19 protein-coding genes and 1 rRNA gene are annotated in these 22,784 nt (G+C 72.4%); 16 read left to right on the forward strand and 4 right to left on the reverse strand.

Features of this window, described 5'->3' with window-relative positions; translation table 11 throughout:
* From rrf to ACIBN2_RS22880, 3 genes are all read left to right on the forward strand, one after another.
* A 5S ribosomal RNA gene (rrf, locus tag ACIBN2_RS22870) occupies positions 1–91 on the forward strand; the annotation flags it as partial.
* A 230-nt stretch (positions 92–321) separates the two neighbouring features.
* Entirely contained in the window at positions 322–1,302 is a 981-nt protein-coding gene (locus ACIBN2_RS22875; protein ID WP_399137472.1) for a hypothetical protein, read from the forward strand.
* Complete coding sequence (locus ACIBN2_RS22880; protein WP_399137443.1) at positions 1,281–2,147, forward strand: hypothetical protein; 867 nt, start codon at positions 1,281–1,283, stop codon at positions 2,145–2,147. Before ACIBN2_RS22875 ends, ACIBN2_RS22880 begins: the two co-directional genes overlap by 22 nt.
* Before the next feature lie 61 nt (positions 2,148–2,208).
* Here the strand turns inward: ACIBN2_RS22880 and ACIBN2_RS22885 are convergent, their stop codons facing one another.
* Complete coding sequence (locus ACIBN2_RS22885) at positions 2,209–3,501, reverse strand: DUF1015 domain-containing protein (protein ID WP_399136712.1); 1,293 nt, start codon at positions 3,499–3,501, stop codon at positions 2,209–2,211.
* A 72-nt stretch (positions 3,502–3,573) separates the two neighbouring features.
* Here ACIBN2_RS22885 and ACIBN2_RS22890 point away from each other — a divergent pair, with 72 nt between their 5' ends.
* The 4 genes from ACIBN2_RS22890 (at position 3,574) to ACIBN2_RS22905 (ending at position 7,589) form a co-directional block, all read left to right on the forward strand.
* On the forward strand, positions 3,574–4,602 hold the full coding sequence (locus ACIBN2_RS22890) for an HAD-IIA family hydrolase (protein WP_399136714.1): 1,029 nt from the start codon (positions 3,574–3,576) through the stop codon (positions 4,600–4,602).
* A gap of 61 nt (positions 4,603–4,663) precedes the next feature.
* A complete protein-coding gene (locus ACIBN2_RS22895; RefSeq protein WP_399136716.1) occupies positions 4,664–5,707 on the forward strand; it encodes a FecCD family ABC transporter permease in 1,044 nt (347 codons plus the stop codon).
* On the forward strand, positions 5,704–6,741 hold the full coding sequence (locus ACIBN2_RS22900; protein WP_399136718.1) for a FecCD family ABC transporter permease: 1,038 nt from the start codon (positions 5,704–5,706) through the stop codon (positions 6,739–6,741). Before ACIBN2_RS22895 ends, ACIBN2_RS22900 begins: the two co-directional genes overlap by 4 nt.
* On the forward strand, positions 6,738–7,589 hold the full coding sequence (locus ACIBN2_RS22905) for an ABC transporter ATP-binding protein (RefSeq protein ID WP_399136719.1): 852 nt from the start codon (positions 6,738–6,740) through the stop codon (positions 7,587–7,589). The genes ACIBN2_RS22900 and ACIBN2_RS22905 overlap by 4 nt, the downstream gene beginning before the upstream one ends.
* On the opposite strand, the gene ACIBN2_RS22910 is transcribed toward ACIBN2_RS22905, so the two are convergent.
* A complete protein-coding gene (locus ACIBN2_RS22910; RefSeq protein ID WP_399136720.1) occupies positions 7,573–7,920 on the reverse strand; it encodes an SCP2 sterol-binding domain-containing protein in 348 nt (115 codons plus the stop codon). The genes ACIBN2_RS22905 and ACIBN2_RS22910 overlap by 17 nt on opposite strands.
* A gap of 42 nt (positions 7,921–7,962) precedes the next feature.
* On the opposite strand from ACIBN2_RS22910, the gene ACIBN2_RS22915 reads away from it, so the two are divergent.
* The 6 genes from ACIBN2_RS22915 (at position 7,963) to ACIBN2_RS22940 (ending at position 13,999) form a co-directional block, all read left to right on the forward strand.
* Positions 7,963–8,262, forward strand: a complete 300-nt coding sequence (locus ACIBN2_RS22915) for a hypothetical protein (protein WP_399136722.1) — start codon at positions 7,963–7,965, stop codon at positions 8,260–8,262.
* 7 nt (positions 8,263–8,269) lie between these two features.
* On the forward strand, positions 8,270–9,085 hold the full coding sequence (locus ACIBN2_RS22920; protein WP_399136723.1) for a TlyA family RNA methyltransferase: 816 nt from the start codon (positions 8,270–8,272) through the stop codon (positions 9,083–9,085).
* Entirely contained in the window at positions 9,082–9,987 is a 906-nt protein-coding gene (locus ACIBN2_RS22925) for an NAD kinase (RefSeq protein WP_399136725.1), read from the forward strand. The genes ACIBN2_RS22920 and ACIBN2_RS22925 overlap by 4 nt, the downstream gene beginning before the upstream one ends.
* 135 nt (positions 9,988–10,122) lie before the next feature.
* Positions 10,123–11,841, forward strand: a complete 1,719-nt coding sequence (gene recN, locus ACIBN2_RS22930; protein ID WP_399137445.1) for a DNA repair protein RecN — start codon at positions 10,123–10,125, stop codon at positions 11,839–11,841.
* Between the two features lie 43 nt (positions 11,842–11,884).
* Positions 11,885–12,649, forward strand: coding sequence for a hypothetical protein (locus ACIBN2_RS22935; RefSeq protein WP_399136727.1), 765 nt, complete (start codon positions 11,885–11,887; stop codon positions 12,647–12,649).
* Between the two features lie 213 nt (positions 12,650–12,862).
* On the forward strand, positions 12,863–13,999 hold the full coding sequence (locus ACIBN2_RS22940) for a glycosyltransferase family 4 protein (RefSeq protein ID WP_399136728.1): 1,137 nt from the start codon (positions 12,863–12,865) through the stop codon (positions 13,997–13,999).
* 30 nt (positions 14,000–14,029) lie between these two features.
* Here ACIBN2_RS22940 and ACIBN2_RS22945 read toward each other — a convergent pair whose 3' ends face one another.
* Complete coding sequence (locus tag ACIBN2_RS22945) at positions 14,030–15,673, reverse strand: PucR family transcriptional regulator (RefSeq protein ID WP_399136730.1); 1,644 nt, start codon at positions 15,671–15,673, stop codon at positions 14,030–14,032.
* A 120-nt stretch (positions 15,674–15,793) separates the two neighbouring features.
* On the reverse strand, positions 15,794–17,596 hold the full coding sequence (locus ACIBN2_RS22950; protein ID WP_399137446.1) for a glycoside hydrolase family 15 protein: 1,803 nt from the start codon (positions 17,594–17,596) through the stop codon (positions 15,794–15,796).
* A 464-nt stretch (positions 17,597–18,060) separates the two neighbouring features.
* Between ACIBN2_RS22950 and ACIBN2_RS22955 the strand changes: the two genes are divergently transcribed.
* The 3 genes from ACIBN2_RS22955 to ACIBN2_RS22965 all read left to right on the forward strand — a co-directional run bounded on the left by ACIBN2_RS22955 (position 18,061) and on the right by ACIBN2_RS22965 (position 22,680).
* The gene (locus ACIBN2_RS22955; protein WP_399136732.1) at positions 18,061–19,725 is read left to right on the forward strand and encodes a CTP synthase; all 1,665 of its coding nucleotides are present in this window, start codon (positions 18,061–18,063) and stop codon (positions 19,723–19,725) included.
* An 83-nt stretch (positions 19,726–19,808) separates the two neighbouring features.
* Positions 19,809–20,435: an NUDIX domain-containing protein gene (locus ACIBN2_RS22960; protein WP_399136734.1), complete on the forward strand. Its 627-nt coding sequence runs from the start codon at positions 19,809–19,811 to the stop codon at positions 20,433–20,435.
* Between the two features lie 172 nt (positions 20,436–20,607).
* Positions 20,608–22,680, forward strand: a complete 2,073-nt coding sequence (locus tag ACIBN2_RS22965) for a tetratricopeptide repeat protein (protein WP_399136735.1) — start codon at positions 20,608–20,610, stop codon at positions 22,678–22,680.
* Positions 22,681–22,784 lie beyond the last annotated feature (104 nt).

Here is a 22,784-nt window from a genome sequence, read left to right on the forward strand (position 1 = left end):
GCCCGGTTACATTTCGAACCCGGAAGCTAAGCCTTACAGCGCCGATGGTACTGCAGGGGGGACCCTGTGGGAGAGTAGGACGCCGCCGAACAATCTTTGGAAGGACCCCTGGTCCCAGCGTTCAGCTGGGACCAGGGGTCCTTTCGTTTTTACAATGCTTGCGGTACCGAAGACAGGAGTCACCCATGTCCACCAACTCTCCCGACGATCGACCGGAGCGCGACCAGCGGCGACGGGACAGTGGGGACCGCGGCGAGCGTGGCGGCTACCGCGAGAACCGCGGTGGCTTCCGTCGCGACGACCGCCGGGACGATCGTCGCGATGACAACCGGCGTGACGACAACCGCGGTGGCGGGTACGGCCGGCGTGACGACAACCGACGTGACGACCGACGCGAGGGGGACCGTGGGGGCCGTCCGGCGTTCCAGCGCGACGACCGTGACCGCGGTCCGCGTCGTGACGACCGCGGTGACCGTCCGTCCTTCCGCCGCGACGACCGGCGTGACGACCGTGGCGAGCGTCGCGACAACGACCGCGGTGGCTTCCGGCGCGACGACAACCGCGGTGGTGGCACCGGCCGTACGGACGACCGGCGGGGCGGGCCCGACCGTGGTGGGTACGGTCGGCGCGATGACCGTGACCGTGGTTTCCGTGGCGACGACCGAGGTGACCGCGGCCCGCGTCGTGACGACCGCGGTGACCGTCCGTCCTTCCGTCGCGATGACCGGCGTGACGACCGTCGCGATGATCGCGGTGACCGTCCGTCCTTCCGCCGCGACGACCGGCGTGACGACCGTCGCGATGATCGCGGTGACCGTCCGTCCTTCCGTCGCGATGACCGCGGTGACCGTCCGTCGTACCGCCGTGACGACCGAGGTGACCGTCCGACCTTCCGCCGCGACGACCGGCGTGACGACCGAGGTGACCGCCCGTCCTTCCGTCGCGATGACCGTCGTGACGACCGCAGGGACGACCGTGGCGAGCGTCGTGACGGTGGCGACCGTGGGGGCTTCCGCCGCGACGACCGCAGGGACGACCGTGGCGAGCGTCGTGACGGTGGCGACCGTGGGGGCTTCCGGCGCGATGACAGCAGGGGCGAGCGCGGTGGGTTCCGTGGTCGTGACGACCGGGGTGGTCGCGGTGGTCCACGGCGTGACGATCGTGGTGGGCGTCCCGGTGGCTTCCGTGGCCGTGACGACCGGCGCGGTGGCGGCGGCCGGTTCCGGGACGAGGGGCCCCGGGACCGTGACCGTGACCGGGACCGGGAGCCGATCAAGCGGCTGCCGATCCCCGAGGACGTGACCGGCGACGAGATCGACAAGGACGTACGGCAGGAGCTGCAGAGCCTGCCGAAGACGCTCGCGGAGGACGTCGCCAAGAACCTGGTGATGGTCGCCCGGCTCATCGACGAGGCCCCGGAGGGCGCCTACGCCTACTCCAGGATCGCTCTGCGGCTGGCGTCGCGCGTCGCCGCCGTACGCGAGGCGGCCGGGTTCGCCGCGTACGCGAACCAGAAGTACTCCGAGGCGCTGGCCGAGTTCCGGGCCGCGCGGCGGATGACCGGCACCGTGGAGCTGTGGCCCGTGATGGCCGACTGCGAGCGTGGACTCGGGCGGCCGGAGAAGGCGCTCGACATGGCCGGGGCGCCCGAGGTGCAGAAGCTGGACAAGGCCGGGCAGGTCGAGATGCGGCTCGTCGCGGCCGGCGCCCGGCGTGACATGGAGCAGCTGGACGCGGCCATCGTGACGCTGCAGAGCCCCGAGCTCGCCTCCAACTCCGTGCAGCCGTGGACCGCGCGGCTGCGGTACGCGTACGCGGACGCGTTGCTCGCCGCCGGTCGTGAGTCCGAGGCGCGGGAGTGGTTCGCGAAGGCCGTGGAGGCCGACAAGGACGGCAGCACGGACGCCTCGGACCGGCTCGCCGAGCTGGACGGCGTGGAGTTCGTCGACGCCTTCGACGCGAGTGACGAGAGCGGAGAGGGTGACGAGAGCGGAGAGGGTGACGAGAGCGGAGACGTCGGCGGCGTGAAGGCCGAGGCGGACTCCGACACCGAGACCGACTCTGAAACCGACCCCGAGACCGACCCCGAGACCGACACCGAGGTCGACGACGAGACCGACACCGAGGTCGACGACGACGAGGACTGATCCGTAGTGCGAAAGGGGCGGGACCGAGTGGTCCCGCCCCTTTCGTATGTCTGAGACCGGTTCAGAGGTCCAGCGTGCGCAGGACCAGTCCCGATGCCGGCTTGGGGCCGAACGACGTCGACTTGCGGGGCATCGTCACGCCCTGGCGGGCCAGGTCGCGGACGACCTCCTCGCGGACGGGGTGCAGCAGGACGGCGGTGCCGCCGTCGCGTTCGGCCTTCTCGACGGTGGCCGCCGTGTCGTGGATGTAGGCGATGCGGGCCGGGTCGTCCTCGGGGATGTCCCAGACGTGGTCGAGAAGCGTGGCGTGCAGGACCGTGGCGTCCAGGGTGCGCCAGGCGACGGGGTGGTCGGCGGGGATCGTACGGGCCAGGAGGTCCGGGTCCGGGCGGTCGACCAGGTGGAAGGCGCCGTCGCCCGCGAGCAGGAACGCGTTGCCGGCGCACGCGCTGTCCGCCAGTGCCTCCAGGGCTTCCGGGAGGGACACGGGCAGGTGCCGTATGCGGAACCGGCCCTCCAGAGCGGCGAGGGCGTCGGCGACCGGCAGGCCGTGCAGGAGGCGGTGGATGGCGCGGACGCGCAGCGGGTAGCGGGCCGTGTCGACGAGCAGGACGAGGCCGTAGTCCCAGGGGCTCGGGGAGCTGTGCTCCGTGCGCAGGCGGAGGTAGGTCGCCCAGCGGTGGTGGCCGTCGGCGATCAGCGCCTGGTGCTGGGCCAGGTCGGACTGGACGCGGGCCAGGTCGGCCGGATCGGTGATCGACCACAGGCGGTGGCTGTAGCCGTCCTCGGTGGTGGTGGCGAGGAGCGGCGGGTGGCCGACCACGCGTTCCACGAGTTCGGCGGCGGACGACGTCGAGCCGTTGCCGCGGTAGGTCAGGAGCAGGGGCTCGAGGTTGGCGGAGGTGGCGCGCATCAGGTCCGCGCGGTCGGCGACCACGTGCGGCATGACGTCCTCGTGCGGCAGCACCACGCCTTCCGACGGGTCCGAGACCTGCAGGGCACCGATGATGCCGCGCTGGAGCATGCCGTTGCCGTCGTGCTGCTCGTAGACGTACAGGCCGGGTTCGGGGTCGGCGGTCAGGACTCCCTCGGAGAGCCAGCGGCGCAGGGTGTCGGACGCCTGCTCGTTGCGCGCGCCGGCCGTCGGGGCCTGCGGCAGGATCAGGCGGACGATGTTGTACGGGTCCGCGGACTGGAGGTGGTGCAGGCCGTCAGGTCGTACGACGACGTCGTACGGCGGCGACGTCACGGCGGCCAGGCTGCCGACCCGGTCCGGGTCGTAACGAAGGCCTCGGAACGGGGTGAGTTCCAGGCCCCGGCGCGCCGTTGCTTCCGAGTGACCTGCTGTGTTCATCCCGGCATCGTACGTGTGTCAGAGGCGTGAGGGATGATCGGGGGAAAGCCGTCGAACGAGGAGCGATGTGGAATGAGCCAGAGCGTCAGGACGAGGCCCGAGGGCTGTGGCCAGGCCCTGAGCGAGGCGTACGACACCGCGCTGCTCGACCTGGACGGGGTGGTGTACGCGGGCGGCCGTGCCATCGCGCACGCCGTCGAGTCGCTGGAGAGGGCCAGGGCGGGCGGGATGCATCTCGCGTACGTCACCAACAACGCCCTGCGGACGCCGGACGCGGTGGCGGACCACCTGACCGAGCTGGGGATACCGACCGGTGCCGAGGACGTCATCACCTCCGCGCAGGCCGTGGCGCGGCTGATCAGCGAGCAGGTGCCGGCGGGGTCGCGGGTGCTGGTCATCGGCGGCGACGGGCTGCGGGTCGCTCTGCGGGAACGCGGGCTGGAGCCCGTCGAGTCGGCGGATGACGACCCGGCGGCGGTCGTGCAGGGATACGGCGGGCCCGAGCTGCAGTGGAAGCGGTTCGCCGAGGCGTGCTACGCCATCGCGCGCGGGGTGCCGTGGTATGCGTCCAACACCGACCTGACGATTCCCGGCGACCGAGGCATCGCGCCGGGCAACGGCGCCGCGGTGGAGGTCGTGCGGATAGCGACGGGCGCCGAACCGCAGGTCGCGGGCAAGCCGTTGCCGCCCATGCACCGGGAGACGATCCTGCGGACGGGCGCCGAGCGGCCGCTGGTGGTCGGGGACCGGCTGGACACGGACATCGAGGGGGCGTTCAACGGCGAGGTGGACTCGCTGCTCGTCCTGACCGGCGTCACCGACGGCGCGCAGCTGCTCGCCGCACCGCCGCAGCACCGGCCGACGTACGTCGACGCCGACCTGCGCGGCATGCTCGCGGGACAGCCGGAGGTCGAGGAGGCGGGTGACGGCTTCCGGTGCGGTGGCTGGACGGCCACGGCGGCCTCGGACCGGCTGGAACTGGAGGGTGACGGCGCGCCCTTGGACGGCCTGCGGGCGCTGTGCGCTGCGGCCTGGACGGCGGCCGGGGACGGCGTGTGCGAGCTGGATGCGGGGAAGGCGCTGGCGCGGCTGGAGTTGTGAACCGTAGGGCGTGGGTGGCGGTCCATCGAAGGGGTATGCGAGGGTAGGCTAACCTAACTACGTGTTGGTCGACAGTCCTCCCGAACAGCGCGCGGAGACCGCCCCCGCGCCCCCAACCCGCCGGGCGATACGTGCCGTTGGGCTCTTCGTCGCTCTCGCCGTCCTGGTGCTCGTCGCATCGGCGAGCATCGCGATCGGCGCGAAGGAGCTCTCCCTGCAACAGGTCTGGCACGGGCTGTTCCAGGACACGGGGACGTACGGCGACGTGGTCGTGGACGAGCGGCTGGCGCGGACCGCCCTCGGGCTGCTCGCCGGCGCGGCGCTCGGGCTCTCCGGCGCGGTGCTCCAGGCGCTCACCCGCAACCCGCTGGCCGACCCCGGCCTGCTCGGTATCAACGCGGGCGCCTCGGCCGCGGTCGTCACCGCCATCACGTACTTCGGTGTCACGAGCCTCAACGGCTATGTGTGGTTCGCCTTCGTCGGCGCGGCCGCCGTGGGGGCCCTGGTGTGGTTCCTCGGTGGCAGCCGGAGCGCGACGCCGGTGCGGCTCGCGCTCGCCGGCACCGCCGTCAGCGCGGCGCTCTACGGCTATCTGCAGGCCGTGATGATCACGGACCAGGCGGCGCTCAACAAGATGCGCTTCTGGACGGTCGGTTCGCTCGCGTCGGCGACCGACTCGACCACCCTGCGGGTGCTGCCGTTCATCGCGGTCGGCTCGGTCCTCTCCCTCGTGCTCGCCCGGCCGCTCAACGCCGTGGCCATGGGTGACGACACGGCCAAGGCGCTCGGCGCCAACCTGAACCGCACCCGGGCGCTGTCCATGCTCGCCGCGACCGTGCTGTGCGGGGCGGCCACGGCGGCCTGCGGACCGATCGCCTTCGTGGGGCTCATGGTCCCGCACGTCGTACGGTCGTTCACCGGCCCCGACCTGCGCTGGATCCTGCCGTACGCCGCGCTCCTGTCGCCCGTGCTGCTGCTCGGCGCCGACGTGCTCGGCCGGATCGTCGCCCGCCCCTCGGAGCTGCAGGTCGGCATCGTCACCGCGATCATCGGCGGCCCGGTCTTCATCTTTCTGGTACGACGGCGGAGGACGGCGCAGCTGTGAAGAGCAACCGTGTGGTGAGGACCCCGGGCGGGCTCTCCGTGCGCCTGGACGTCCGGGCCGCCGTCGTGGTCGCCGCGCTGCTGCTCGCCGCGCTCGCCGCGAGCGTCCTGCTGATCGGCACCGGCGACTTCCCGATCTCGGCCGGCGACGTGCTCAAGACCCTGGCGGGGAACGGGAATGCGGGGCAGGAGTTCATCGTCGGCGAGCTGCGTCTGCCGCGCGTCCTGGTCGGGCTGCTGGTCGGCGCCTCGCTCGGGCTCGGCGGCGCGCTGTTCCAGGCCGTCACCCGCAATCCGCTGGGCAGCCCGGACGTGCTCGGCCTCGGACAAGGGGCGACGGCCGGGGCGCTCGTGATGATCGTGCTGTTCTCCGGCAGCGCCGCCCAGGTCACCATGGGCGCGCTGGCGGGCGGGCTGGCGACCGGGCTCGCCATCTATCTGCTCGCCTGGAAGCGGGGCGTGCACGGCTACCGTCTGGTCCTGGTCGGCATCGGCGTCTCCGCGATCGTCACGGCCGTCAACGGCTATCTGCTCACGGTGTCCGACATCGTCGACGCCCAGCGTGCGGTGGTCTGGATGACCGGCTCGCTCAGCGGCCGTGACTGGGACCAGGTCTGGCCGCTGCTCGCGCTGTGCGCCGTGCTCGTCCCGCTCGTCCTCGCCAACGCGCGCGGGCTGCGGCTGATGGAGATGGGCGACGACGTGTCGCACGCGCTCGGGGTGCGCGTGGAGCGCGTACGGGCGCTGCTGATGGTGGCCGCCGTGCTGCTCACCGCGACCGCCACGGCCGCCGCGGGCCCCGTCAGCTTCGTGGCGCTCACCGCGCCGCAGCTCGCCCGCCGCCTGACCCGCTCGCCGGGCCCCAATCTGCTGTCGTCCCTGTGCATGGGCGCCGCCCTGCTGGTCACCGCCGACTGGGCCTCGCAGCGGATCTTCGGCGCCGACCAGCTGCCCGTCGGCGTGGTCACCGGCGTCCTCGGCGGCGTCTACCTGCTGTGGCTGCTGGTCGCCGAACGCAAGGCGGGCCGGATATGAGCGCCTCCACGAAGCCGGACCCGAACCCCCGAAGGAGCACAGTGAACCGCCTGTCCGCCGAGAACGTCACCCTCGCCTACGACCAGCGGGTCATCGCCGAGCAGCTCTCGGTGGAGATCCCGGACAACTCCTTCACGGTGATCGTCGGACCCAACGCGTGCGGCAAGTCGACATTGCTGCGGGCCCTTTCGCGCATGCTGAAGCCGAGCCGGGGCCGGGTGCTGCTGGACGGGCAGGTCATCCAGTCGATGCCGGCCAAGAAGGTCGCGCGGGCGCTGGGCCTGCTGCCGCAGTCGTCGATCGCGCCCGACGGCATCACCGTCGCCGACCTGGTGGGCCGCGGCCGCTACCCGCATCAGGGCGTCCTGCGCCAGTGGTCGGCCGAGGACGAGCGGGTCGTACGGGAGTCGATGGCGCGGACCGGGGTCGCCGAACTCGCCGATCGTCATGTCGACGAATTGTCCGGCGGTCAGCGGCAGCGCGTGTGGATCGCCATGGCGCTCGCCCAGCAGACGCCGCTGCTGCTCCTCGACGAGCCGACGACGTACCTCGACATCCATCACCAGATCGACGTCCTCGACCTGTGCGCCGAACTGCACGAGGAGCAGGGCCGCACGCTGGTCGCCGTGCTGCACGACCTCAACCACGCCGCGCGGTACGCCACCCACCTCATCGCGCTGCGCGAGGGGCGGGTCGTCGCCGAGGGCGCGCCGAAGGACGTCGTCACGGCCGGGCTGGTCGAGGAGGTCTTCGGGCTGCGCTGCCAGATCATCGACGACCCGGAGACGGGAACGCCGCTGGTCGTGCCGGCGGCGCGCAGGGCGCGGGCCGCTACAGCAGCTTCCTGAGCAGGAACAGGTCGCGCAGGCCGGCCTCCAGTTTCACCCGGCCCGAGCCCCAGGCCCGGGCGAAGTTCAGCTCGCCGTCGACCATCGCGACCAGGTCGTCGCCCTTCATGGTCAGCCTGATCTGGGCCTTCTCCCGCGGAGGGCCCTGGATCGTGTCCTGCACCACGATCCGGCCACCGGTCATCCTGCCGGCGAACGTGACGTCGAGGTCGGTGATCCGGCAGCTCACCGAGCGGTCCAGGGCGGCGGCCGTGCGGACGTCCCCTTCGGCGCGGTTCATGTTGTCCGAGAGCTTTTCCAGCGCGGCGCGGCATTCTTCGATCGTGGCCATCGAGATCGACGGTACCCCAGGGCTTCGGGGTAGCGTCTGGGCATGAGCGACACTGTGCCCGAGCCCACGGCGAGTGACGAGACGGCCGAGGCCGAGGCCGAGTCCGTGCGCGACCACGACCCCGCCGCTCCCGCCCCGCTGAACGTGCCCCGCACCCCGACCGGCAACGCCGAGGTCGACGCGCAGCTGGAGCGGCTCGGCGACGCCGACCACCTCGCCACCGACGGACACATCGAGGTGTACGAGGATGTACACCGGGGGCTGCGCGACACGCTCACCGCGCTCGACGCCCGCCCGGGACCTCCGGCCCCCTCACCGTCGTACGGACAACACAGGAGCTGAACCGAACGTGGCAGGAGTCGCACGCCGTCGTCTGGACGCGGAGCTGGTGCGCCGCAAGCTCGCGCGCTCGCGCGAGCACGCGAGCCAGCTGATCGCCGCAGGGCGGGTCGAAGTCGGCAAGACCGTGGCGACCAAGCCGGCCACGCAGGTGGAGACCGCGGCGGCGATCGTCGTCACCTCCGACGACAGCGACCCCGACTACGTCTCCCGCGGCGGCCACAAGCTCGCGGGCGCGCTGGCGGCCTTCGCGCCGCGGGGCCTCGTCGTCGAGGGGCGGCGGGCGCTCGACGCCGGCGCGTCGACCGGCGGCTTCACGGACGTCCTGCTGCGGTCGGGGGCCGCGCACGTCGTCGCCGTCGACGTCGGATACGGACAACTCGCCTGGACTCTGCAGAGCGATGAACGCGTCACCGTCAAGGACCGTACGAACGTACGCGAGTTGACGCTCGAAGCGATCGATGGGGAGCCTGTGGATCTTGTCGTGGGGGATCTGTCCTTCATCCCGCTCGGCCTGGTACTGCCTGCCTTGGTGCGGTGCGTGAAGCCGGACGCCGACCTGGTGATGATGGTCAAGCCGCAGTTCGAGGTGGGGAAGGAACGGCTGGGCAGCGGGGGAGTCGTACGCAGTACGCAGCTGCGGGCGGAGGCCGTGCGGGGAGTGGCCCAGAAGGCGTGGGAACTCGGGCTCGGGGTGAAGGGTGTCACCGCCAGTCCGCTGCCCGGACCATCCGGGAACGTCGAGTACTTTCTGTGGCTGCGGGCCGGGGCACCCGAACTGGACCCGGCCGATGTTGACCGTGCAGTGGCGGAGGGGCCGCGTTGACACAGAACCGAGCTCGTACTGTTTTCCTGCTCGCCCACACAGGGCGGCCCGCGGCCATCCGCAGCGCCGAACTGGTCGTGAAGGGGCTGCTGCGCGAGGGCATCGGCGTGCGCGTCCTGGAGTACGAGGCGCGCGACCTGCCGCTTCCCCAGGAGGTGGAGCTGGTCAAGGAGGCCACCCCGCAGTGCCTCGACGGATGCGAGCTGCTGATCGTGCTGGGCGGTGACGGGACGCTGCTGCGCGGCGCCGAGTTCGCCCGGGCCTCCGGGGTGCCGATGCTCGGCGTCAACCTCGGGCGGGTCGGGTTCCTCGCGGAGGCCGAGCGGGACGATCTCGACAAGGTCGTCGACCGGGTGGTGACGAAGGCGTACGAGGTCGAGGAGCGGATGACCGTCGACGTCGTCGTCCACCGCAACGGCGACATCGTGCACACGGACTGGGCTCTGAACGAGGCGGCCGTGCAGAAGGTGTCCGCCGAGAAGCTCCTCGAGGTGGTGCTGGAGATCGACGGGCGGCCGGTCACCGGGTTCGGCTGCGACGGGATCGTGCTGTCCACCCCGACGGGGTCGACCGCGTATGCGTTCTCCGCGGGCGGGCCGGTGGTGTGGCCGGAGGTCGAGGCGCTGCTGATGGTGCCCATCTCGGCGCACGCGCTGTTCGCGAAGCCGTTGGTCACCTCGCCGGACTCCGTGCTGGCCGTCGAGGTGCTGCCCCATATTCCGCCCGGGGTGCTGTGGTGCGACGGGCGGCGGACGGTCGAGCTGCCGCCGGGGGCGCGGGTGGAGGTGCGGCGCGGGGCCGTGCCGGTGCGGCTGGCCCGGCTGCATCACGCGTCGTTCACGGATCGGCTCGTGGCGAAGTTCGCGCTGCCGGTTTCCGGGTGGCGCGGGGCGCCGCACTAGCCAAAAGCCGTGCACTCGCGTGGGTGACAATGTGCTGTCCATGGGCATTCGTCACCTGCACCTTCACACAACCGGGACGGGGGCCGTCGCACTTCCCGGTGCCGACCTCGTAAGGTCGTAACCGTGCTGGAAGAGATGCGGATACGGTCGCTCGGAGTCATCGACGACGCGGTCGTCGAACTGTCGCCCGGGTTCACCGCCGTCACCGGTGAGACGGGTGCCGGCAAGACCATGGTGGTCACCAGCCTCGGGCTGCTGCTGGGTGGACGGGCGGACGCTGCGCTCGTGCGGATCGGGGCCGACAGGGCGGTGGTGGAGGGGCGGATCGCCGTTCCCACCGGCTCCTCGGCCGGCGTACGCGCCGAGGAGGCGGGGGCCGAGCTCGACGACGGGGCGCTGCTGATCAGCCGTACCGTTTCCGCCGAGGGGCGGTCGCGGGCGCACGTGGGCGGGCGCAGTGTTCCGGTCGGGCTGCTGGCCGAGCTCGCCGACGATCTGGTGGCCGTGCACGGGCAGACCGATCAGCAGGGGCTGCTGAAGCTGACGCGGCAGCGGCAGGCGCTCGACCGGTACGCCGGGGAGGCCGTCGCCGGGCCGCTGGCGAAGTACGGCGAGGCGTACCGGCGGCTGCGGGCCGTCTCCGTCGAGCTGGAGGAGATCGTCACGCGCGCGCGTGAGCGGGCCCAGGAGGCCGACATGCTGCGCTACGGCCTCGACGAGATCGCCGGCGTGGAGCCGCGGGCCGGGGAGGACGTGGAGCTGGCGGAGGAGGCGGAGCGGCTCGGGCACGCGGAGGCGCTGTCGTCGGCCGCCACGGCCGCACACGCCGCGCTCGCCGGGAACCCCGAGGACCCCGAGGGCATCGACGCCGCCACGCTCGTCGCGGGCGCCCAGCGGGCGCTCGACGCCGTGCGCTCGCACGACCCGGCGCTGTCGGCGCTGGCCGACCGGATCGGCGAGATCGGGATCCTGCTCGGCGACGTCGCGGGGGAGTTGGCGGGGTACGCCGACGACCTGGACGCGGATCCCCTGCGGCTGGCGGCAGTTGAGGAACGGCGCGCCGCGCTGGGCGCGTTGACGCGGAAGTACGGCGAGGACGTCGCCTCGGTGCTGGCATGGGCCGAGCAGAGTGCCACGCGGCTGACGCAGCTGGACAGCGACGACGAGCGGATCGCGGAGCTGACCGCCGAGCGGGACGCGCTGCGCGGCGAACTGGGCGGGCTGGCCCAGGCGTTGTCGGACGCGCGGGCGGAGGCCGCCGAACGGTTCGCGGCAGCCGTGACGGCCGAACTGGCCTCGCTCGCCATGCCGCACGCGCGGGTGTCCTTCGAGATCCGGCAGACCGAGGACCCGGAGGGCGTGGAGGTCGGCGGGCGCACCGTCGTCTGCGGGCCGTCCGGTGTCGACGAGGTCGAGCTGCTGCTCGCCCCGCACCCCGGTGCGCCGCCGCGGCCGATCGCCAAGGGCGCGTCCGGCGGTGAGCTGTCGCGCGTGATGCTCGCCGTCGAGGTCGTGTTCGCGGGGACGGACCCCGTGCCGACGTACCTCTTCGACGAGGTCGACGCCGGTGTCGGCGGCAAGGCCGCGGTCGAGATCGGGCGCCGCCTGGCGCGGCTGGCGAAGAGCGCGCAGGTCGTGGTCGTCACGCACCTTCCGCAGGTGGCCGCCTTCGCCGACCGGCAGTTGCTGGTCGAGAAGACCGACGACGGGTCGGTGACGCGGTCCGGCGTGAAGGTCCTCGAGGGCGAGGAGCGGGTGCGTGAACTGTCGCGCATGCTGGCCGGTCAGGAGAACTCGGAGACGGCCCGGGCGCACGCGGAGGAGCTGCTGGCCACGGCCAGGGCGGACGGCTAGTACGGGAGTCGGGCCGCCCCGGCCCACGGACTAGGGTGGCCCGATGGCCAACCGTGCACGCAGAACAAGGTCGTTCGCACTCGCCGCCGCGCTCACCCGCGCGGGAATCGCCGGGCTGCGGGCCAACGCCCCCGGCGGACGCGGGCGTTGGGAGCGGAAGAACCACGCCGGGCGGACCGTCGGGCTGTACGCCGGGCCTGCGGCCGGGCTGGCCGCCGCGGTGGGGGCCGCGCGGGTGCGTCCCGCCGCCGGGTTCGCGGTGCTTGCGGCCGGGCTCTGCGGGGCCTACGACGACGTGGCGGGCGCCGGTGACCCACGGCGCGGGTTCCGCGACCATCTGTCCGCGCTCCGGGACGGCGAGGTCACCAGTGGCGCGGTCAAGCTCTTCGGGATCTCCGCGGCAGGGCTCGTCGCCGGCGCATTGCTCAAGGAGCGGGCCGTGGACAAGGCGCTCGCGGGGATCGTGATCGCCGGGGCCGCCCACTTCGTGAACCTCGTGGACGTACGGCCGGGGACGGCCGCCACGGCGGTGGTCGGGCTCGGGGCACCGGGACTGCTGCGTTCCGGCCCCGGCGCGGAACTGGCCGCCGTCACCACGGGCGCCGGCGCGGCCGTCCTGCCCGACGATCTGGGTGAGCGCGTGATGCTCGGCGACACCGGCGCGCACGCGCTGGGCGCGGCTCTGGGCACGGCCGTCGTGGCGAGCAACGGGCGCGCCGGAATGCTCGCCCATGCCGTGGCGTTCGTCACCGCGGCCGTATACGGGGACAAAGTGAGCGAGGCGGCGCGGTCGCTGAGCCTGGAGTGAAGCGTGCGCCGGAATGTGCCCCGTCTTCACTCGTGTGAGTGACCAACCCCACCGTCGCGCGGCCTCCGCATCGCCTCCACGTTGCCGGAACACCCGTGCGTGCTGGCATCCTTGACGTCGTACGTGGAGGAAACCGCGCGGTACACCCCCTCCGCTCGTTCCTTCTGTACTTTCGTCGTGACCGCCCGACGCCGAACCAGGAGCCCCGGCCACGTGACCCCCGTGAGCAGCCACTCACCGCACGGCCAGTCGTCGCTGCGCACCGTGCAGGTGCTGGGCGGCGGCAACGCCCGCAGCAGCGCGCACGTGCGGTCGCTGGCGTCGGGCCTGGTCGCACGGGGCGTGCGGGTCACCGTGTGCGCCCCCGTCGAGGCCGATCGTGCCTACGACTTCACGGGCACCGGCGCAGAACACGTGCACGTGCCGCGCAGCAGCGACCCGGGAGCCGTGGCCGCGCTGCGGGCGGTCTGCGCCGACGCCGACCTCGTGCACGCGCACGGACTGCACGCCTCCTTCCGCGCCGCGCTCGCCCTCAGCGGCCGGCGCACCCCGTTCGTCGTCACCTGGCACGACCGCGCGTACGCCGAAGGCGCCCGCGCCCATCTGCTGCGCCTCCTGGAGCGGCGGGTGGTGAAGGCGGCCACCGTGGTGCTCGGCGCCTCCTCGGACCTGGTGGACCGGGCCCGCCGGAGCGGAGCGCGGGACGCGCGGCTCGCCGCCGTCGCCCTGCCGGTGCCGCGCCGGACCCCCGACGCGGAGGACCCCGACCGTCCGGGCCTGAAGATCCGGGCGGAACTCGGCGCCACCGGGCGTCCGTTGCTGATGGCCGTCGGCTCCCTCGACCGGCGACGGGGCTACGACACCCTGCTGGACGCCACGCGCGCGTGGCGTCGCCTCGACCCCGTGCCGCTCGTGGTGATCGCGGGCGAGGGACCGCTGCGGGCCCTGCTCCAGCGGCGTATCGAGGACGAAGGGCTGCCGGTCCGGCTCATCGGACGGCGTGAGAACGTCGCCCAACTGCTCGCTGCCGCCGACGTCGCGCTGCTGCCCAGCAGCTGGGAGTCGCGCTCCGTCCTCGCGCAGGAGGCCCTCCACGCGCGCGTGCCGCTTGTCGCGACGCGCGTCGGCGGCATCCCCGAACTCGTCGGCGACGCCGCCGAACTCGTCCCGTACGGCGACGCCGAGGCGCTCGCCGACGCCGTCACCGGGCTCCTCGGCGACCCCGGCCGCTGCGAGGAACTCAAGGACCGGGGCACCCGGCAGGCCGCCACCTGGCCGACCGAGGACGAGACGGTCGCCCAAGTGCTGAGCGTCTACGACGAGTTGACGCGGCCGCGGGTACTGATCTGACCCGTCGGGCCGGGGATGGTCAGACACTCCCTAGGGCACGTGCCGGCGTGCCCGCAGGGCCAGGCTCAACGCCATCACCGTCTGCGGGTCGTCGAGGTCCGTGCCGAGCAACTCGCCGATGCGGGCGAGGCGGTTGTAGAGCGTCTGCCGGTTGAGGTGGAGTTCGCGGGCGGTCTCCGCCTTGCGGCCGGCGTGCGCCAAGTACGTCTCCAGCGTGGGCAGCAGAGGCGGCCGGGAGCGGTCGTCGTGGTCGCGGAGCGGGCCGATCGCACGGTCCACGAAGGCCGCCAGGTCCGGGTGGTCGCGCAGCCGCCACAGCAGCAGGTCGATGTCCAGGCGGCGGGCGTCGTACCAGGGGCGGTCCGACAGGCCCTGCGCCGCCGTCGCCGTCTCCGCCGCGTGTCTGAGGCCCGCCGACGCCGCCGCCCAGCTGCCCGCCGTCGCGACGACCACCACCGGCGGCTGCGCCCCGGGCCGGTGCATCCCGGCCCGCTCCACACCCGCCCGCAGCGCCGTCGCGACCCGGTCCGCGACCGCCGGGCGCTCCGACTCCGACCGCAGGCCGAGCAGCACGAGCACGCGGCCCTCGACGGGCCGTACGCCCAGCAGGACCGGGACGCCGACGGACGCCAGCTCCTCGGACACCGCGCGCGCCAGCACCGCCCAGCCTCCGCCGGGCGCGAGCGCGTCGCCCAGCCGCATGACGACGGGCAGGAGCGGGCTGTTCCCCGGCTTGAAGCCCAGCACGCGCGCCTGCGCGGGCGCGTCCTCCGCGGTGATCCGGCCCTCGGCGAGGTCGGTGAGGAAGTCGCCGCGGCCGCGCGCCGCCAGCTCCTCCTCCTGCCGGGCCTGCATCAGGACGACCGCCAGAATGCCCGCCGCCCGCTCGGCCGCCATGCGGTGCACCAGCGCCAGCGGGGCCCGTACCGGAAGGATGACCAGGCGCGCCCGGACCGACCCCGTCCCGGGCCCGCCTCCGGGCACGTCCACCAGCACCGACCCGGACGGCGGCGGGGTGTCCTTGCGCTGGCCGCGCAGCCCCTCCCACACCTGGAGCGGGTCCGCGCCCTCGGGCCCCGACCCGGCGGCGTACAGCAGCTGCCCGTCCGTCGTCTCCAGGAAGACCGGGTTGCCGCCGAAGCCGGCCAGGATGCCGAGCACCTGGGGCACCCCGCCGCCCCCGAGCAGGGCCTCGGTGCAGCGGCGGTGCACCTCCTCCGCCTGCTGGAGCAGCGCGTAGTGGCCGTTGACGATCTCGGTGTGGACCTCCTCGGTGACCGTCACGAAGGGCACCTCGCGGTGCAGCTGGACGAGCGGGAGCCCGGCCGAGCGCGCCGTGTCGACGAGCGCGGCGGGCAGGCGTGCGAAGCGCGGGCCGAGCTCCACGACGAGGGCCGCGATGCCGCGCTCGGCCAGGGTGCGCACGAACGCCCGCTGGTCGGCCGGACGCGTGCCGAGCCCGTACCCCGTGGTGAGCAGCAGCTCGCCGCCCTTGAGCAGCGAGGCGATGTTCGGCACCTCGCCCGCGTGCACCCAGCGCACGGTGCGCTGCAGCCGGTCGGCGCCCGCGAGCACCTCCGGCAGGCCGCTGCGCAGACCGGGCAGCTCCAGCGCCCGCTGAACGGTGATCCCGGCGCCGTGGGACTCGGGTCTGCTGTCCGTACCGCTGTGCATAGCCGGACGCTACCTGCGCGGATGCCCCCAGGACAGCTCCGGGCGGTCACGGGGGTTACGGCCGGGGTGGCGGGCGGGGGAGGAGTCCACGTGGGACTCCTGCACCACCGGACCGTGGGGTCAGCCGCCGTAGGCCCCCGAAGCCGTCAGGCGCAGGGCCGTGTCGATGAGCGGCACATGGCTGAAGGCCTGCGGGAAGTTGCCGACCTGGCGCTGGAGGCGCGGGTCCCACTCCTCGGCGAGCAGGCCCAGGTCGTTGCGGAGCGCGAGCAGCTTCTCGAACAGCTTGCGGGCCTCGTCCACCCGGCCGATCATCGCCAGGTCGTCCGCCATCCAGAACGAGCAGGCCAGGAACGCCCCTTCGTCACCGGGGAGGCCGTCGACGCCCTCGCTGGAGCCCTCCGTCGGGTAGCGCAGGATGAAGCCGTCCGGCGTGGACAGCTCGCGCTGGATCGCCTCGATGGTGCCGATCACGCGCTTGTCGTCCGGCGGCAGGAAGCCCATCTGCGGGATCAGCAGCAGCGACGCGTCCAGCTCCCTCGAGCCGTACGACTGCGTGAAGGTGTTGCGCTCCTTGTCGTAACCCTTCTCACACACGTCCCGGTGGATGTCGTCCCGCAGCCCGCGCCAGCGCTCCAGCGGGCCGTCGGCCTCCCCGGACTCCAGAAGCTTGATGGTGCGGTCGACGGCGACCCAGGCCATGACCTTGGAGTGCACGAAGTGCCGGCGCGGGCCGCGCACCTCCCAGATGCCCTCGTCGGGCTCCTCCCAGTGCTGCTCCAGGTAGCGGATCAGCTTCAGCTGGAGCAGCGAGGCGTAGTCGCTGCGGGCCAGGCCGGTCATGTGACCGAGGTGCAGGGCCTCGGTGACCTCGCCGTACACGTCCAGCTGGAGCTGGTGCGCGGCGCCGTTGCCGACCCGTACCGGTGCCGAGTTCTCGTAGCCGGGCAGCCAGTCCAGTTCCGCCTCGCCGAGCTCCCGCTCGCCCGCGATGCCGTACATGATCTGCAGGTTCTCGGGGTCGCCCGCCACCGCGCGCAGCAGCCACTCGCGCCAGGCCCGGGCCTCCTCGCGGTAGCCGGTGCGCAGCAGCGAGGACAGGGTGATGGCCGCGTCCCGCAGCCAGGTGTAGCGGTAGTCCCAGTTGCGGACGCCGCCGATGTCCTCGGGCAGGGAGGTGGTGGGGGCGGCCACGATGCCGCCGGTCGGCGCGTACGTCAGGGCCTTCAGCGTGATCAGGGAGCGGATCACGGCCTCGCGGTACGGGCCGTGGTACGTGCAGTGCTCCACCCATTCGCGCCAGAAGTCCTCCGTCGCCTGCAGCGAGCCCTCCGGGTCCGGCAGCGCGGGCGGCTGCTTGTGCGAGGGCTCCCAGGAGATCGTGAACGCGATCCGGTCACCCGGAGCGACCGTGAAGTCCGAGTACGTGGTCAGGGACTTTCCGTAGGTCTCGCACTCGGTGTCGAACCACACCGAGTCGGGTCCCGCCACGGCGACCGTGCGCCCGTCGTGCTTGTGCACCCACGGCACCACACGCCCATAGCTGAAACGCATCCGGAGGGCCGAACGCATCGGGACGCGGCCCGAGACGCCCTCGACGATGCGGATCAGCTGCGGGGCGCCGTCACGCGGGGGCATGAAATCGGTCACCCTGACCGTGCCGCGCGGGGTGTCCCACTCCGATTCGAGGATCAGGGAGTCGCCGCGGTAGCTGCGCCGGGCCGCGGTGGGCGGCTGCGCGTCGGAGGCGTGCGCGGGCCCGAGCCGCCAGAAGCCGTGCTCCTCGGTGCCCAGCAGGCCGGCGAAGATGGCATGCGAGTCGAAGCGGGGCAGGCACAGCCAGTCGACTGTGCCGTCCCGGCAGACCAGGGCAGCGGTCTGCATGTCTCCGATGAGTGCGTAGTCTTCGATGCGCCCGGCCACGTGCAACTCCAGTCGAACGGCCACGTCAGACCCCCATGCGGGGGCTGTCGCCAAGTCGGTCAAGGGGTTTTTTCCATGCGTCGTTGAGCGGTGAAGCAAAGCAGGCGTCCAGCCGTGTGGCAAAACGACGATTGTTGCTCAACGAACTGACGAGCTCTCGTTGTTCCGGAGCAAACGGACGGGGGTGGTGCCGTGTTGCCGGCCGGGCTCGGCAGCGAGTGTCCGAGCAGGATACGACGCACGTAGATGATCTGCGTGCCCCTCGGGACAACCCGGATAGGCCGAACGGGTGAGCAACGGGTGAGAAACCCGGGAGACCGTGCGGGTCCGTGGTGACTCGTGTGCGGAGCGTGGCCGGAAGCCATCTCCTCCGGGCGCTGATACCCTGGTAGCCCGTGGACCGGTGGGCGAGAAAACCCCGGAACCGCACCCCAGACCGAGACCACGGGAGCCCCCCTTTGGCCATGACGCCCAAATCCACGACGACCAAGCACATCTTCGTCACCGGGGGTGTCGCCTCCTCGCTCGGCAAGGGCCTCACCGCCTCCAGCCTCGGCATGCTGCTCAAGGCCCGCGGCCTGCGCGTGGTGATGCAGAAGCTCGACCCGTACCTGAACGTCGACCCGGGCACGATGAACCCCTTCCAGCACGGTGAGGTGTTCGTCACGAACGACGGCGCCGAGACGGACCTGGACATCGGACACTACGAGCGTTTCCTGGACCGTGACTTGGACGGCTCCGCCAATGTCACTACAGGCCAGGTCTACTCGACGGTGATCGCCAAGGAGCGGCGCGGCGAGTACCTGGGCGACACCGTGCAGGTCATCCCGCACATCACCAACGAGATCAAGCACCGCATCCGCCGCATGGCCACGGACGAGGTGGACGTCGTCATCACCGAGGTCGGCGGCACGGTCGGCGACATCGAGTCGCTGCCCTTCCTGGAGACGGTCCGCCAGGTGCGCCACGAGGTCGGCCGGGACAACGTCTTCGTCGTTCACATCTCGCTCCTGCCGTACATCGGCCCCTCGGGAGAGCTGAAGACGAAGCCGACGCAGCACTCGGTTGCGGCCCTGCGCAACATCGGTATCCAGCCGGACGCCATCGTGCTGCGCTGCGACCGCGAGGTGCCCACCGCGATCAAGCGCAAGATCTCGCTGATGTGCGACGTCGACGAGGCCGCCGTGGTGGCCTGCCCCGACGCCCGCTCGATCTACGACATCCCGAAGACCGTGCACGGCGAGGGCCTGGACGCCTATGTCGTCCGCAAGCTGGACCTGCCGTTCCGCGACGTGGACTGGACGACCTGGGACGACCTGCTCGACCGCGTCCACAAGCCCGACCACGAGGTCACCCTCGCTCTGGTCGGCAAGTACATCGACCTGCCCGACGCCTACCTCTCGGTCATCGAGGCGCTGCGCGCGGGCGGCTTCGCCAACCGGGCCCGCGTGAAGATCAAGTGGGTCACCTCGGACGACTGCAAGACCCCGGCCGGTGCCGCGGCGCAGCTCGCCGACGTCGACGGCATCTGCATCCCGGGCGGCTTCGGCGACCGCGGTGTGCTCGGCAAGGTCGGCGCGATCAAGTACGCCCGCGAGAACAGGGTCCCGCTGCTCGGCCTCTGCCTGGGCCTGCAGTGCATCGTGATCGAGGCCGCGCGCAACCTGGCCGACATCACCGACGCCAACTCCACCGAGTTCGACTCGGCCACCGGCCACCCGGTCATCTCCACCATGGCGGAGCAGCTCGACATCGTCGCCGGCGAGGGCGACATGGGCGGCACCATGCGGCTGGGCATGTACCCGGCGAAGCTGGCCGAGGGCTCGATCGTGCGCGAGGTGTACGACGGCAAGGAGTACGTCGAGGAGCGGCACCGTCACCGGTACGAGGTCAACAACGCCTACCGCGCGGAGCTGGAGAAGAAGGCCGGCATCCTGTTCTCCGGCACGTCGCCCGACGGCAAGCTCGTGGAGTACGTGGAGTACCCGCGCGAGACGCACCCCTATCTGGTGGCGACCCAGGCGCACCCCGAGCTGCGTTCGCGCCCGACCCGCCCGCACCCGCTGTTCGCGGGTCTGGTGAAGGCCGCCGTCCAGCGCCAGCAGGACGAGGGCAAGAGTTCCGAGTAGCACGACAGTTGTACGGTGGCCGGGGTGCTCGCATTCAAAAGGTGAGCACCCCGGCTTCGTTTGCGCGTGCGGAAGGACAGGGCATGACGATCAAGGACACCCCGGAGGAGTGGGAGATCCGGGCGACGGACACCCCCTTCGTGGGCAACAAGACCTCCGTCCGCACCGACGACGTGGTCATGCCCGACGGCCATGTGGCCCGCCGCGACTATCAGGTCCACCCCGGCTCGGTCGCCGTCCTCGCCCTCGACGGCGCGGGCCGGGTCGTGGTCATCCGCCAGTACCGCCACCCCGTGCGGCAGAAGCTGTGGGAGATCCCGGCCGGCCTGCTCGACGTCCCGGGCGAGAACCCGCTGCACGCCGCCCAGCGCGAGCTGTACGAGGAAGCGCACGTCAAGGCCGAGGACTGGCGCGTGCTGACCGACGTCTACACCACGGCCGGCGGGTGCGACGAGGCGGTGCGCATCTTCCTCGCCCGCGAGCTGTCCGAGGCCGAGGGCGACCGCTTCGAGGTCGAGCACGAAGAGGCCGACATGGAGCTCGATCGGGTGCCCCTCGAAGACCTCGTACGGGGCGTGCTGGCGGGGGAGCTGCACAACAACTGCCTTGTCGTCGGCGTCCTTTCGCTGGTCGCCGCGCAGAACGGGGACGGGCTCGACGCACTGCGCCCGGCCGAGGCGCCGTGGCCCGCGCGTCCCTTCGAGTCCTGAACGCACCGTCCCGCACCCGTTTCCCCTACCGGTGTGACCATCTGCTGATCCGATCGGGGGACCTGTCCGCCGCGCTCCGCACGGAACGTAGCAGAGCGTGAACTAGGCTCTGAGCACGCCCGAACCGGAGTCCCGGCGGGCTTGCGCGTGCGGTGGGACGGGAGTGTGGCCCGTGACGGATCAGGCGGTGGACACAGACGGTGTACGGCCGGCGGGGCGCGCTGCTGACGAGGACCGATTCCTCGGCCGTACAAGGGAGTTGAAGGAGCTTCGCGCCGACATCGAGCGCGCGGGCCTGGACACCCTCTCCGGCCGCAAGGCCCCACGCGCGCGCGTGCTGCTCATCGCGGGCAGGCCCGGTTCCGGACGCACCGCGCTCGCCGGGGAACTGGTGCGGCTGGTTGCGGACCGTTACGACGACGGGGTGCTCCGGGCGCGGCTGAGCGGACACGACGGCACGCCCGTCCCGGTCGGCCAGACCGCCCGCGAACTGCTCGCCGCCCTGGACCTGCCCGCACCCGCCGGAGCCGGTGAGGACGACCTGGCCGGGGAACTGCGCACGGCACTCGCCGACCGCCGGGCCCTGGTGCTGCTCGACGACGCGGCCGACGCCGCGCAGGTGGACGCCCTGCTGCCGGACACCCCGGACTGCCTGGTCGTGGCCGTCTCCGGCGGTCCCCTCACCGGAATCTCCGACGTCCGCCCCTGCACCCTCGGCGGCCTCGACACCAAGTCCGCCGTGGAGCTGCTCAGCCGGCACACCGGTTCGGTCCGCATCACCGTCGACCCCCGGGCGGCCGAGAGCCTCGTCGAGGTGTGCCAGGGCCAGCCTGCCGCGCTGAGGCTGGCCGGCGGCTGGCTCGCCACCCGCCCCAAGGCGACCGTCGCCGACCTCGCCAAGCAGGTGCACACGGAGGGTGACGAGGGCACCCCGCTCAGCCGGGTCTTCCGGCTCGTCCACGCCTCGCTGCCCGCGGCGAACGCCCGGATGCTGCGGCTGCTCGCCCTCGCCCCGGCCGGCCTGGTCGACCCGCACACCGCCTCCGCGCTGGCCGGCTGCTCGGTGAACGACGCCCGCGGCGCGCTGGACGGCTTCGTCACCCTCGGGCTGCTGCGGCCGGTCCGGTCGCCGCTGCCGCAGTACGAGGTGCCGGGCTGCCTGTACCCCCTGCTGAAAAGGCTCACCGAGACCCTGGACCGGCCCGGCGAGCTGCAGCTGGCCCGGGCCCGCATGCTGGAGCGGACGGTACGGCTGCTGCAGTCCTGCCGGACGATCACCGAGACCGACGACGCCGAGGCGCGCGAGAAGCTCCAGGGGATGCCGCCCTCCGTGCGCTTCCCGAACCCGAGGGCCGCCGAGGAGTGGCTGCGCATCCGCAGGCCCGCGCTGCTGGCCGCGGCCCGGCTCGCCGTCGCGGACGGGGAGCTGGACACCCTCGCCCGCCGGCTGATGTCGCAGCTGGTCAAGGCCATGGTGGCGCACTTCGGCACCCATGCCGCCGCCCCGGACCTGTACGGCATCCACCGGCTGGTGCTGGACGTCGCCGAGCGGCAGAAGCTGCCCCGGGAGCAGGCCGCGGCCCTGCTGAACCTCGGCGACCTGGACGCCCGGACCGGCCGTACCCGGGACGCGCTGGCGCGGTACCGGGCAGCGCTGGACGCCGGACGGCAGGCAAACGACCCGTACGCGACCGGCCGCGCAATGGAATCCGTAGGTGGCGCACACCTGGAGCTCGGGGACTACGACCGCGCGGCCGACTGGTTCGGCCGCGCCCTCGCCGACTGCCTCGCCCGGGACGAGCGCGAGGGCGCGGCCCGGCTCTACGGCCGGATCGCCGTGGCGCACACCTACGCGGGCCGCTACGGGGAGGCCCTGCGCGGCTGGCGTGCCGCGATCGCCGGTTACCGCAAGGGCGGCAATGTCGCCGCCCACGCGCGGGCGTTGAGCGAAGTCGCCCGCGTCCAGGAGTACGCGGGACGGCCCGAGGAGTCGCTGCTCACCTGTCACGAGGCGGTGGAGCTGGCTCGCCGGGCCGAGGACGTACGGCTCCAGGCGGCGCTCCAGCTGCGGCTCGCGGACACCCTCGAGCGCCTCGGTGACCCCGCCTCGGCGCAGCTGCACCGGGGCACCGCGGAGCGGCTGCTGGGCGAGGAATCGCAGGACCTGGAGGGTCCGGAAGAGATCGAAGACGCGAAACAGGACGGTGATGCCTGCGAAATCCGCAGTGCATCCGCTGAAGATTGATGCAATGAAAGGCTAGACAGCGGGAACACCTTCATTAGACTGGCTCTGCCGCACCTTCTCCTGCGGTGTCTCCTGGTGTGCCCATGCATGCCTGGGTATGTGTT

It is taken from the genome of Streptomyces sp. NPDC050534 (assembly GCF_044457745.1).
In the GTDB taxonomy this organism is placed as follows: domain Bacteria; phylum Actinomycetota; class Actinomycetes; order Streptomycetales; family Streptomycetaceae; genus Streptomyces.